This is a genomic window from Chroococcidiopsis sp. CCALA 051 (assembly GCF_003015105.1).
GTDB classification, from domain to species: Bacteria; Cyanobacteriota; Cyanobacteriia; order Cyanobacteriales; family Chroococcidiopsidaceae; genus Chroococcidiopsis; species Chroococcidiopsis thermalis.
Window position 1 is genome coordinate 1 of sequence record NZ_PYCI01000180.1, and the last position, 11797, is coordinate 11797.

Genomic DNA, 11797 nt, shown 5'->3' on the forward strand with positions numbered 1-11797 from the left:
TTGTTGGCAGAATTGCGCTCATTGGCGATGCTGCTGGTTACGTCACGAAATCTTCGGGTGAGGGAATTTACTTCGCTGCTAAATCTGGGCGGATGTGTGCTGAAACGATTGTGGAGTTTTCCCAAGGCGGTAGCCGCATTCCGACAGAAGATGACCTCAAGGTTTATCTCAAGCGTTGGGATCGGAAGTACGGCATAACGTACAAGGTGTTAGACATTTTGCAAACTGTTTTCTACCGTTCCGATGCAACTCGCGAGGCATTCGTGGAGATGTGCGCCGATTTAGACGTACAAAAGCTAACGTTCGATAGCTATCTCTACAAAACTGTGGTTCCAGCTAATCCCATCACTCAGTTGAAGATTACTGCTAAAACGATTGGTAGTCTAATTCGGGGTAATGCTTTGGCTCCTTAATTGGGGCGATCGGTTTTTGATTTGTAGGGGCGTACAGATAGATGTGCGTCCTTACATTTTTTTTGCTTACGTTAGGCAATGCGTAGCAATTTCTTTTTGATTTACCAACATTTTTCTGTAGAGACGTTACATGTAACGTCTCTACATATGATGGGGCGATAAATATTTTGAGAATGCTTTGAGCAGGATTGCTTATTTTTATTTCTTAAGTTATTATTTTTTTAATTCAAGATTAAAAGTAGTATCAGTTTTAAAAAATCGGACTATATTTCTAGTATAAAAAACATAATATCAAAAAAGTAAACAAATGCAGATGAAAACAACTGCATTTTCTCCTGAAAACTAGAGCAAACAATCAAAGTTAACTCTAGCTATTTTTATAAAAATATGGACTTATTCGTGACTGCTCCCGTGAGCTACAGCTACTTCCTCTAGTTGCTCTACGCTAGGTAATTCCAGACAATAGCCCGCACCATAAACAGTTTTGATATAGCGAGGGTGGCGAGGATCTGGTTCTAGCTTGGTTCGGAGGTGGCGAATGTGGACGCGAATAGTTTCAATGTCATCGTCAGGATCGTATCCCCAGACTTCCTTGAGAATGTCGCTAGGCGAAACAGTCTGTCCGTGACGCTGAAGCAAGCAGTGGAGTAACTCAAATTCTAGGTGGGTCAATTTGACAGTTTCAGTAAACCAGATAGCTTCAAAACGCTCTGGAACCAGAGTTAGAGGACCGTAGTTGAGGATCTCGCTATGCTTGGCTGCTTGAGGGATGCGATCGGTACGCCGAAGTAACGCACGGACGCGAGCTAGCATTTCTTCAACTTCAAATGGTTTCGTCAAATAGTCATCTGCGCCTGCATTGAAACCTTCAACCTTATCTTGGGTTTGGCTTAGGGCTGTGAGCATGAGTACGGGAATTTCAGCCGTCCGTTCGTCGCGCCGCAAACGCTGGCAAACTGTAAAGCCGTCTACTCTAGGTAGCATCAGATCGAGCATAATTAAGTCTGGCTGCAACTGGAGTGCGAGAGCCTGTCCCTTAATTCCGTCTTCTGCTTGACTGACATCGTAGCCAGCCATTTCTAAGTTCACGGCAACCAATTCGGAGATTGCTGGATCGTCATCAATTACAAGTATTCGTGCCATTATTATTAAATCAGATTAACAAATGTTAATGAACAATAAGAACCTTGGGCAGATACAAAGATTGCTGTACTGATTATACGGATGATTCTAAAGATTAGCTATCGCTCATGTGGTGAATGTTGTAACAAAGTGATGAAAATTGAATGCGATCGCCGAGTTTGAGAGGTAAGAGGCGATAGACAAGAGGTAAGAGTTCGCTGACAACTGACAACTGATAACTGATAACTGAAATGCATCGAGGAAAATTGAATTCTAACTTTACGCCGCCTTGGTGGTTGCGCAATGGCTTAGCCATGACAGTTTACACTGCGCTTTGGGCAAGCAAAGACTGGGAAAAAACGACTAGCCACCCAGAGCCGAATTATGAAGCAGTTATTTTTCACGGTGCTGGGGAAGTACCAATCTTTGGTTGGGTAGCAATTCCTGAAAATCCCAAAGCCACGATTGTTGGGACTTATGGTATTACAGGTACTTTAGAAAATCAGTGGTTTTTAAGACTTTTAGGACGCAAAGCTTTTGCTCAAGGCTATGCTGTAGTGCTATTTGACTGGCGGGCGCACGGTAAGACAGCTCAGTTATCGCCAACTTTAACTTCTGATGGGTTATATGAAGGAGAAGATTTTGTTTGCATCGCCGCTCAAGCAAAAGCAATGGGTTGTCCCGCACCATTTTGGTTTACAGGCTTTTCCCTCGGCGGGCAATTGGCTTTGTGGGGAGTGAAAGCAGCGCAGGCGTTAGAATTCGGAATTCGGAGTTCGGAATTCGGAATTAACTCACCGTTTCCGACTCCCAACTCCCTAATCCCGCAGGACATTGCTGGGGCGGCGGTGATTTGTCCGAGTTTGGATTCAAATCGATCGCTATCTTATTTGGTGAAGCACCCATTAGGGAGAAAGTTGGAACAAGCGATCGCCAAGCAGTTGAAAAAATTGGCATGGCAGATCTACGAAGCACATCCAGGCGCGATCGATCCTGCTGCGATAGAAAAAGCTAATAGTATTTGGGGCTTCGATAACGAATTGGTAATTGAGAAATTGGGGTTTCCTTCGGTAGAAGCTTATTACGAGGCAAGTAGCGGTTTGCATATATTGCCGCAGTTACAAAAACCGACACTGATTATTTATGCTGCTAACGATCCAATGTTCGATCCGGCGATTGTGCCAGACTTGCAAGCAGCGTGCGATCGCAATCCTCAGCTCGATCTACTGTTAACTCGCTACGGCGGACACGTCAACTACATGAGCGATCGCACCTGTCAGCAGCATTTTGCCGATCCCGATCCTTGGTGGGCGTGGAATCGAGTTTTGGAGTGGATTGATAGTCAGTGAATAGGAGCAGGGAGCAGAAAGCAGAGAACCTATATTAATTCCGAATTCCGAATTCCGAATTCCGAATTCGTTTGGTTACACGTCCAGCAAGCCATATTTTTTCTGCAAATCGAGCAATTTCATTCTGGCTTCTCCAGCATTGTCGGCTAAATCGGCAAATTCGATAAATCGGCGGAGTTCTTTGCGCAGAAGATTGCGTTCGACTTCCCATGTATCGCGATCTAATTCTGGGGGCAAAACGATCGCGTCGAATAATGTAGCGCGTTCCTTACCTGGATGAGGGCGTAAAATTCTGCCGCGTCGTTGTACGAATTGGCGCGGATTACTGCTACTAGCCAGAATCACGGCGGTTTGGATGGCAGGGATATCAACACCTTCATCTAAACAACGAATTGCTACTAAACCTTGCAGTTCTCCTGTTTCAAATTGACGGCGCAATTTTGTCCGTTCTGCTAAAGGGGTGTCAGCGGTGTAAGTGTTGACGCGATAGCTGAGTTCCACTCCTAACATTCTGACGACAGCTGCAATCTGGCGATCGCTTGCCGAGCTACGCTCATCTTCAGTTTCAGTCGTTCCATCGCCACAATAAAATAGGGTGTGGGATGTATCGCGACGGTTTTGCATTAACTGTCGTAAAGCATCAATCTTATTGGCTGCTGCGCCAACTAATCTAGCTCTCTGCATCAATAATGGCGTAATATCGCTTTCTGCACCATTTTCTTGGGATGCGATCGCCCAACCAATTCTCGTCGTCAGTTTTGCATAGGCTTGCGCTTCGGTAGCGGTTAAGTCTACCAAAATCGGATAGTAAAGATAGCGGACTAATGCCCCTTGTTGCATGGCATCGGCTAAAGTGAGTTCTGGTTGTAGGACTGTGCCGAAGTAGTCGAAAATAAATTCCGTGCCTTGCTCGTCGAAGTATCTTTCTGGTGTAGCAGATAAACCCAGGCGCAGTCCGATTTGGCGGGGTAGACTTTGTTCTAAACGAGGCGCACCGAGGTTATGCGCCTCATCGCCAATTATTAGAGTTTTTTCTGGGAAATATTTCAATTGAGATTGAAAGCCTTCGCCAATTAGAGTTGAGTTGGTCGCGATGACAGTAACAAAAGGCTGACTGCCAGCACGGACATTATATAGTCCTGTAGATAGCTGACTTTGCCACTGTCGAAGACTTTCAAAGCCTAAAATCGGCTGCATCCCAAATTTTTCGGCTTCTGTCGCCCATTGGGTGACGAGATGACGATAGGGACAGACAACGATTAAAGCTTGCAAGCCAATTGTTTGATAGAGTTCGCAGGCGATCGCTAAAGCTGTAATTGTTTTACCGCTACCCGTTGCCATTTTCAACGTTCCCCTACCGCGATTGGCAAACCAATTAGTTATGGCTTGGCGCTGATACGATCGCAACTGTAGCGATCGGGGTATTCTCGGACATCCCGGTATCGGTAAGGATTTTGGTGTCGTCTGGGGTTGGTACTTCCCCCGTTCTTCCTTGGCAACAACTAATTTTAACTGCGATCGGGCATCAAGCTGGTATTTGACTGAACTCTGTGTAAGATACATTGACTTTAAATCCCATCTGAAGCAATGCGCTTGAAGAACAGAAGCATGACTAGCTTTAATGTCATAATTTATACCTTTATGGTAGTATAGTTTTCTATCTACAAAAAAGTTTGTCACAAATAACTCAAATTGAATCTACCAGGATCGATATTGGTAGCCATTATCATTTGATCCTCAATTAGTTAGTTCGTAGCTGCTCAAAGCCTATGCTTAAAATCAGAGTTAGCCATGCTGTTTTTTTTTCTCAGATTCTAGTATAATTTGCCATATTAAATTTCAAGATCAACCGTAAAAATTTCATGTGACTTCAAAGCTAAGATCGATAAATTCTATACGAGTTCTAGTTGCATACTGGTAGCGATCGCTGCTACAGATTTTGTATGCAATTAGTCAGGTTCAATTTTAATACAGGTTATCAAAAATAAAAAAAATACAAGCGACCGCATAAAATTATGTTTGATTTGAAGAGAGTTAAAGCTTAAATTTAGCTTTCCAAGTAAACTTTCGTAAAGTCTATTTTTTCTAGTGGTGGGCTTCATCCGAAGCGGAGTCAGTTTAAAAATAAAGATGCTCAGCAACAACACAGATTGCAGTTTAACCGAAGTCAAGAAAAGCTCAAATGCCATCGATCCACTTCCTCCAGATGTAGATAGACCAATGTGGTCTGTGATGATTCCCATATACAACCGCACAATATATCTGGAGCAAGCGATCGCTAGTGTTATAGAGCAGACGCGAGAATATGCAGCAGAGCGAATTCAAATTGAACTGATTGATAATTGTTCTACTAACCCTGAGATTGAATTTCTGATTCAGCGATTAGCTAAACAGCACAGAATTTCTGTTTACAGACAGCCTCAGACCGTCAGCATGGTTGAAAATCTCAACACTTGCATTCGTCGCGCTCACGGTCATTTAATTCATATTCTGCACGATGATGATATTGTTTTACCAGGATTTTATCAGTCTTTAGAAGCAGCATTTACCCAAGAACCAAGTATAGGTGCGGCGTATTGTCGGCACGGACATATTGACGAGAACAATCGGCAGCAAAATTATTTATCTTCATTAGAAAGAAGTACATCTGGTATAATTCCTAACTTTCTAAAACGCATTGCAGTATACTCGCTTGTCGATCCACCAGCGATGGTGGTTAAGCGCAGTGTTTACGAACACTTGGGTGGCTTTCGTCCAGAATTGTATGGTGCTTGCGACCACGAAATGTGGCGGAGAATTGCTGCACACTACCCTATTTGGTTCGAGCCACAAGTACTAGCTTGTTTTCGCGTTCACTCTAGGTCCCAGACTTCTGCCTTTGTGAGAACGGGAAAAAACATTGTCAATATGCGTCAGAGTATTGAAACTACCCGCTCGTATTTACCAAAATCCACAGCCGAGCGCATAGCAAAACGAGCGATGGAAGAATGCGCTTTATATGCTTTAAGAAATGCTTTCAGAGTGCTTAGTAGAGGCGACATAACCGCTACAAAAGCTCAAATTCGAGAAGCTCTCAAGTGTAGTTACTCCTTAAAAGTCATAGTTGCACTATTCCTAGTGCCTTTCTTAGCTGTAGCTAGTAGCCTCAAGCGATATTTGGAGCGGAATAGGGAGTAGGGAGAGTGGCTAGTGGCTAGTGGCTAGTGGCTAGTAATTTCTCCCTCTGCTCCCCTGCTCCCCTGCTCCCCTGCTCGTACGCCTACTCCCTGTTCCTTAGTTATAGCCGCGCCACACGCCTAAGAGAACGCCTTGCAGTTGGACTTGCTTGGCGGCGATCTCTATTGGCTTATATTTGGGATTAGCAGGCTTGAGCGTCACGCGATCGCCACGAAGATAAAAGCGTTTTAAAGTCGTACCGTGTCCGTCTACTCTAGCTGCAACGATCGTGCCATTTTTTACCTGTTCTGGATTGGCAACTGGACGCATGATTGCGAGATCGCCTTCCGTAATTAAATCTTCAATCATGCTGTCACCAATCACCCGCAACGCAAAAGTTGCAGGTGGTAAAAATAGCTTTTCAAAATCTAGGTGTTCGACAGCATCGGTAAACGGTTCGACCAAACCGCCAGCTGCGATCGCACCCAGAACTGGGATACTTTGTTGGGGAGATTGGGATTGTAAAATGCGGATCGTCCGTGCTTTACCTTCCGTCCATTCAATGTATCCTTTGGCGCGTAAATGTTCCAATCGACTTTGCACGGGTGCTGGCGATTTCAAATTCATCGCTTGCATCATCTGGCGAATTGAAGGTGAATGCTGGTATTGCCGCACGTATTCTGCTAACCAGTCATATAGTTCTTGTTGAGCTACCGTTAGGGGTTCCATAGTTTAGTGTGTTTCAATCGCGATATAAACCTCTTAGAACAGTCGTACTACAAAATTGCCCCTAATGGCAAAAAAAAGTTTTTAGTTGTTGGTAATTGGTAATAGGTAATTGGTAATTGGTACTTGCTCCCAAGTCCCCCAAGTCTTCTTTATCTCCCCTGCACACCTGCACACCTGCTTCCTTGTCCTCCTTGTCCACGGACACTTTGACGCGACGTGCTTTAACGGGGGGAACCCCCGCAACTTCACTAAATTCCCAACAAACTAGCTAGTAAAGCTTTTTGAGCGTGCATTCGATTTTCAGCTTGATCCCAGACTTTGGAGTGAGAACCTTCTATGACATCGGTGGTTATTTCTTCGCCGCGATGGGCTGGGAGACAGTGTAAAACGATCGCCTCTGGATCGGCAAGACTTAACAATTGTTCGTTGACTTGGTAGGGTTGAAAGATTGGAATGCGGGAATTAGCTTCTGATTCTTGTCCCATGCTCGCCCAAACATCGGTATAAATGACGTGCGATCCTTTAGCTGCTGCTTCTGGATCTTCTGTTACGGTAATTTCAGTTTCTGGTAGGGCGATCGCTTTGGCTTGCTCGACAATTTCTGTTAAAGGTTTAAAATCGGCAGGAGTGGCAATTCTGACATTCATACCTACCAACGCACAGCCCAACAGCAAAGAATGAGCGACATTGTTACCATCACCTACATAAGTCAAAGTTAGTCCCTTCAACTTACCAAAACATTCTTCTACCGTCAGCAAATCTGCCAAAATTTGACAAGGATGTTCGCGATCGGTGAGAGCGTTAATCACAGGAATTTTGGCATAGTGGGCAAAAGTTTCTAATTGTTGCTGCTCAAAAGTCCGAATCGACAGAATATCTAAATATCGATCTAAAACTCGTGCTGTATCTTCTACAGGTTCGCCGCGGCTAACTTGAGTTGTTGTGGTGTTAAGATCGATTACCTGTCCGCCTAATTGATACATTGCTACAGTAAAGCTGACGCGGGTGCGGGTGGAAGCTTTGTAAAATAGCAGTCCTAAAACTTTATTACACTGAGGCTTTAGCTGCCCTGATTTTAACTGCGCTGCTAGTTGTAGCAATGCTGTAACTTCCTCTGAAGTTAAATCGGCAAGACTTAGTAAATCTCTTCCCTTCAACTCTGCCATGCTGCCTGTAGTAAGTAAAGAACTGTACTAAACGAAAATTGACACAGCTTGCCTTGTTCCGGTTTATTGCTGTGTCAAAAAAGTACTGATTCTTTAGAAAGTAGCAGATTTTTTGGCACATAGCACGGCTAGTTAGCTTGAATCTCCTGACATAATCCGGTCGGTTTCTCCTGTAGAGACGTTAGTAATGTCTCTACAGGAGAATATTTTCTGTGGCAGGCACAAAATTTTGTTAGCAGCGATCGCGCTATTTGCTCAAAAGAAGCATGACTACTCTTGCTAAAGACTGACAAAATTTGCTATTGTGATTTATTGTGCTGGTGTAGCTCAGTGGTAGAGCAGCTGATTTGTAATCAGCCGGTCGCAGGTTCAAATCCCGTCACCAGCTTTGTTTTGTGAATGAATTGGGGCAATAGTTTTGACTCGAAACTTCCTATTGATAAGGTTTTTAGCTCTTATCATTTTGTAGGCTGCGACTGGACGAATCTGGCAGTCAATCGACAAAACAACTAAAAATCGCGCATAATTAACCTCAGTTTTAGTACAGTACTTAGTACAGGTTTTTTGACTGAAAAAACCGCTTAGGTATAGGTATCCAGCCGTCAGTACAGAGTTTTAGTACAGAACTGCCGCTCGCTATAAATAGGAAAAGTTGCATGGCTCGAAACAAATCAGCAACTGACATAGATGGCATCAATCAAAAGCTTGAGGCAGCAGGAGTCCGATTGCGAGTCGTGGTGCGTAACCGCAAACTCTCCCTACGCGGGACATTACCACCCCGCCCTGGTTCAACCGAGACTAAATCAAAGCAAACTTATTTGGCATTGGGTTTGGACACCACAAGCTATGGCTACAAAATGGCACTCTCCGAGGCTTTAAAGATTTGGGCAGCACTCGATCAAAATAAGTTTGACTGGAACGACTACACCGAAATTACAAACTGGCAGTCTTGCCAGGCGTGGATCGATCGCTACAAAAAACACTGGTTCCAGTGCAAAGGCGACAGCGAGAAAAACCGGATTTACTGGGAGCGTGAAGAGTGGCAGCTAGGACTAAAATGCCTGCCACCAGAAAAAAACCTAACTGCTGAATTATTGATAGAAGTGGCACAGACCAAGCCGCCAAATACGCGCTCGCGCCAGCGATTAGTGCAAATTCTGACAAGACTAGCTAGGTTCGCTGATATTCTTATAGATTTATCTCCCTATCAAGGCAGCTATTCAGCTAGTAAAGTTCAGTCCCGCAACATTCCCAATGATGAAGAGATATCCACTATCAGATCGGCAATTGCTAATCCTCAATGGCAACTAGTCTATACCCGTATGGCAATCTATGGATTGCGCGACCACGAAGTTTGGCATTGCCAAATTGATTCTCAACCACCTCATGCTTGTCAGGTACTTTTAGCAAGACTGGTCCGCGTCAGGGGGTAATGCCACTTTACCCAGAGTGGGCAACAGCTTGGAGACCTTGGGAAGGAAACTTACCAACAGTAAACTGTCAAGGCGATTTCACAGTTTATGGAGAACGGACTGCACGAGCATTCAAGCGATTGGCAGTGCCTTTTACTCCTTATAACCTCAGACACGCTTATGCTATTCGCGCTAGCGTAGCATTTAAGTTTCCAATCGCAGTTGCCGCTCGAATGATGGGGCACTCGCCAACTGTTCATTTAAAAACATATAATCGCTGGATTAATGGTCAGCATACTCTTGATACATTCAAGGAGATTATGGCAAATAATCCTCCCAAAGCACCTACCTAACTAATTCACGCAAGATAGCATCAACATTGACAGATGCTAGTTTGTTACCAATTTGAATATAATGGATACCCTGCTTCCAAGCAAACGGACACCCTTGGTCGATCTTGCGCTTAATTGATTTCCGACTCCAACCCACACCTAGTTTGGCTTCTAGTTCTGTCTTGGCAATTTCAATTGGTAGCAGGCGATCGCCCTCTTGAAAACGATTAGCAGTCTTCATCGTACTTTTTCAGATTTGTTGCAAAAGCTTTGTAGTGTCAGAAAAACTTCTGGAAGGAAAGATATTTATGCGATCGCACTTTTAAGTGTGATTCATGAATTGGTTTTGTATACGAGGAGCGATGCATATTATAAATATCTACAAAACCAGAGCAAAAAATAGATAATACTGTGGTAAACTCAGATGCTTCTATTTTCAATCTTGAAAGCATTCTATTAAATCATCTTTTTTCAACGTGAGAAAAATAGGAGAGGAAAAAGAGATTTAACAATGTTCTTAAAATCTCTGACTCTCGTGGAAAAACTATTATTATTAATATAACAACATTGTCTAACTATCTCAACAGATAAGGAACGCTCTAGTCAACCCTTCATAATTACTTGCAATTTTCAGAGATCGATCGACTTATTGCCAAGCCTATTGCTAGCTACTGACTTATTTGGTTCGGAGCTAATGTCCCTAAACTTGATATACAAATCGTTTTGAAACTACTATTTTTACCCCATCAGCTTCTACGCAGAAGTTGAAAACAACGAGAGTTGTAATAATAGTAGTTAGCGATCGGAGCTGAGGTACGAAATTAATCTGTATATTTAAAGCTTTATCTCTATACTTTACTATGCTCTCTTAGCTAAGGTTTTACCATCTTAAAAGTAAGAGGTAAAAAAGCCTATTTTCACGGTTGGAAAGTTAGACTAACGAAAAAATTATTACTTTAAATCCTAGCAAAAAATTCGCCAATCGTCGGACATATATATTATTCTACATATAAGAAAATAAAACAAAGTTACCATGTCTTTACCTCATGGTCCACGAGTTATACCCTTTCTCCACAAGCTCAAATGGCGAGGTCGCTTTCTCGAATTTTTAGAGTACTGCGTTGGGCGCTATGGTGACATCTTCACCTTTAGGGTAATTGGTTCTCGCCCATTTGTTGTTGTTAGCCATCCTCAAGCGATTAAGGAGATTTTCACTGCACCAGCGGGGTATTTTGATTCGGGAAAGGCAAATCAAGCTTTCCGCCCACTGTTGGGAAATAACTCACTGCTTTTACTTGATGGTATTCAACATCAACAACAGCGCAAGCTGCTCCTGCCTCCTTTTCACGGGGAACACTTGTCCAAATACGGTCAAATTATTTGTGGCATCACCCAGCAGGAGATTCAACAGTGGATAGTCAATCGACCTTTCGCGATTCGCCCTCAAGTGCAAGCCATTACCCTACGAATTATCTTGGAGATGATTTTTGGCTCCCAACAGGAGCAAAGTGTTAAGTCACTAGATCGATGCCTGAGTGAGTTAGTAGATTCTTTCATTTCTCCCTTTTGGTGGCGACGTTTTTCTTTCCCTCAGAAAAAGCAGCAACTCGATCGACTTGTCTATGCTCAGATTCGCCAACGCCGACAAGAAACTGCCTGTTCGACAACAGACATCTTAAATCTACTTTTATCAGCTCGCGATGAAGCTGGTGTAGCCCTGACAGATGAGGAGATTCGCGATCAGATCGTTACTCTAATAATGGCAGGCTACGAGACAACGACTACAGCAGTTTTGTGGGCATTGTACTGGGCAGCAAAACTGCCCCAAGTACGAGAAAAGCTGGATAAGGAGTTGTGTAATCTTAGTCCTAACCCAGCACCTAGCAAGATCGCTCAATTGCCATATCTTAGTGCGGTCTGCTCGGAAACCTTACGTATTTATTCCATCACTGGGTTTACCTTCGATCGCGTTGTGAAAGTGCCGCTGCGTATTATGGGCTACCAGTTTGAGCCAGGAACAGTCCTGAGTCCGTGTACTTAACTTTCTTCTGTCACTACGGTGAGACTAAAATGGGGAAGAAAACCATCTATTCCTCTACTAAAGCATGGTTGAGCCAC

General features: G+C 43.6%; 11 protein-coding genes, 1 tRNA gene and 1 pseudogene. 7 read left to right on the forward strand and 6 right to left on the reverse strand.

Features of this window, described 5'->3' with window-relative positions:
- A pseudogene (locus tag C7Y66_RS27840) lies at positions 1–413 on the forward strand (geranylgeranyl reductase); the annotation flags it as partial.
- A 393-nt stretch (positions 414–806) separates the two neighbouring features.
- On the opposite strand, the gene C7Y66_RS27845 reads toward C7Y66_RS27840, so the two are convergent.
- Together C7Y66_RS27845 and C7Y66_RS32135 are read right to left on the reverse strand one after the other, a co-directional pair.
- Entirely contained in the window at positions 807–1556 is a 750-nt protein-coding gene (locus C7Y66_RS27845) for a response regulator transcription factor (RefSeq protein WP_106171513.1), read from the reverse strand.
- A gap of 94 nt (positions 1557–1650) precedes the next feature.
- Positions 1651–1851 (reverse strand): hypothetical protein, encoded by a 201-nt coding sequence (locus tag C7Y66_RS32135; RefSeq protein WP_199197685.1) that lies wholly within the window; start codon positions 1849–1851, stop codon positions 1651–1653.
- On the opposite strand from C7Y66_RS32135, the gene C7Y66_RS27850 reads away from it, so the two are divergent.
- Positions 1787–2884, forward strand: coding sequence for a YheT family hydrolase (locus C7Y66_RS27850; protein ID WP_106548061.1), 1098 nt, complete (start codon positions 1787–1789; stop codon positions 2882–2884). The genes C7Y66_RS32135 and C7Y66_RS27850 overlap by 65 nt on opposite strands.
- Positions 2885–2959: 75 nt before the next feature.
- Here C7Y66_RS27850 and C7Y66_RS27855 read toward each other — a convergent pair whose 3' ends face one another.
- On the reverse strand, positions 2960–4447 hold the full coding sequence (locus C7Y66_RS27855; RefSeq protein WP_106548062.1) for a DNA phosphorothioation system restriction enzyme: 1488 nt from the start codon (positions 4445–4447) through the stop codon (positions 2960–2962).
- A 567-nt stretch (positions 4448–5014) separates the two neighbouring features.
- Here C7Y66_RS27855 and C7Y66_RS27860 point away from each other — a divergent pair.
- Complete coding sequence (locus C7Y66_RS27860; RefSeq protein WP_106548063.1) at positions 5015–6061, forward strand: glycosyltransferase; 1047 nt, start codon at positions 5015–5017, stop codon at positions 6059–6061.
- A 96-nt stretch (positions 6062–6157) separates the two neighbouring features.
- On the opposite strand, the gene lexA is transcribed toward C7Y66_RS27860, so the two are convergent.
- A complete protein-coding gene (gene lexA / locus C7Y66_RS27865; protein ID WP_015155906.1) occupies positions 6158–6769 on the reverse strand; it encodes a transcriptional repressor LexA in 612 nt (203 codons plus the stop codon).
- 248 nt (positions 6770–7017) lie between these two features.
- Positions 7018–7935, reverse strand: a complete 918-nt coding sequence (gene argF, locus C7Y66_RS27870; protein ID WP_106548064.1) for an ornithine carbamoyltransferase — start codon at positions 7933–7935, stop codon at positions 7018–7020.
- A gap of 316 nt (positions 7936–8251) precedes the next feature.
- Between argF and C7Y66_RS27875 the strand changes: the two genes are divergently transcribed.
- From C7Y66_RS27875 to C7Y66_RS27885, 3 genes are all read left to right on the forward strand, one after another.
- Positions 8252–8323, forward strand: a tRNA-Thr gene (locus C7Y66_RS27875).
- A 268-nt stretch (positions 8324–8591) separates the two neighbouring features.
- Positions 8592–9368: a hypothetical protein gene (locus C7Y66_RS27880; RefSeq protein ID WP_106548065.1), complete on the forward strand. Its 777-nt coding sequence runs from the start codon at positions 8592–8594 to the stop codon at positions 9366–9368.
- Entirely contained in the window at positions 9368–9700 is a 333-nt protein-coding gene (locus C7Y66_RS27885; protein ID WP_106548066.1) for a hypothetical protein, read from the forward strand. Before C7Y66_RS27880 ends, C7Y66_RS27885 begins: the two co-directional genes overlap by 1 nt.
- Here C7Y66_RS27885 and C7Y66_RS27890 read toward each other — a convergent pair.
- Positions 9693–9920 carry a hypothetical protein gene (locus tag C7Y66_RS27890; RefSeq protein WP_106166744.1) on the reverse strand — a complete coding sequence of 76 codons (228 nt, stop codon included), beginning with the start codon at positions 9918–9920 and terminating at the stop codon, positions 9693–9695. The two genes, C7Y66_RS27885 and C7Y66_RS27890, sit on opposite strands and share 8 nt — an antisense overlap.
- Positions 9921–10712: 792 nt before the next feature.
- Between C7Y66_RS27890 and C7Y66_RS27895 the strand changes: the two genes are divergently transcribed.
- Complete coding sequence (locus C7Y66_RS27895; protein WP_233222886.1) at positions 10713–11720, forward strand: cytochrome P450; 1008 nt, start codon at positions 10713–10715, stop codon at positions 11718–11720.
- Positions 11721–11797 lie beyond the last annotated feature (77 nt).

What these genes read in the sequence shown, in the direction of transcription:
- lexA (WP_015155906.1), bottom strand. Translation starts at nt 6,769, where the DNA reads ATGGAACCCCTAACGGTAGCTCAACAAGAACTATATGACTGGTTAGCA.
- argF (WP_106548064.1), bottom strand. Translation starts at nt 7,935, where the DNA reads ATGGCAGAGTTGAAGGGAAGAGATTTACTAAGTCTTGCCGATTTAACT.
- C7Y66_RS27885 (WP_106548066.1), top strand. Translation starts at nt 9,368, where the DNA reads ATGCCACTTTACCCAGAGTGGGCAACAGCTTGGAGACCTTGGGAAGGA.
- C7Y66_RS27880 (WP_106548065.1), top strand. Translation starts at nt 8,592, where the DNA reads ATGGCTCGAAACAAATCAGCAACTGACATAGATGGCATCAATCAAAAG.
- C7Y66_RS32135 (WP_199197685.1), bottom strand. Translation starts at nt 1,851, where the DNA reads ATGGCTAAGCCATTGCGCAACCACCAAGGCGGCGTAAAGTTAGAATTC.
- C7Y66_RS27850 (WP_106548061.1), top strand. Translation starts at nt 1,787, where the DNA reads ATGCATCGAGGAAAATTGAATTCTAACTTTACGCCGCCTTGGTGGTTG.
- C7Y66_RS27855 (WP_106548062.1), bottom strand. Translation starts at nt 4,447, where the DNA reads ATGTATCTTACACAGAGTTCAGTCAAATACCAGCTTGATGCCCGATCG.
- C7Y66_RS27845 (WP_106171513.1), bottom strand. Translation starts at nt 1,556, where the DNA reads ATGGCACGAATACTTGTAATTGATGACGATCCAGCAATCTCCGAATTG.
- C7Y66_RS27890 (WP_106166744.1), bottom strand. Translation starts at nt 9,920, where the DNA reads ATGAAGACTGCTAATCGTTTTCAAGAGGGCGATCGCCTGCTACCAATT.
- C7Y66_RS27860 (WP_106548063.1), top strand. Translation starts at nt 5,015, where the DNA reads ATGCTCAGCAACAACACAGATTGCAGTTTAACCGAAGTCAAGAAAAGC.
- C7Y66_RS27895 (WP_233222886.1), top strand. Translation starts at nt 10,713, where the DNA reads ATGTCTTTACCTCATGGTCCACGAGTTATACCCTTTCTCCACAAGCTC.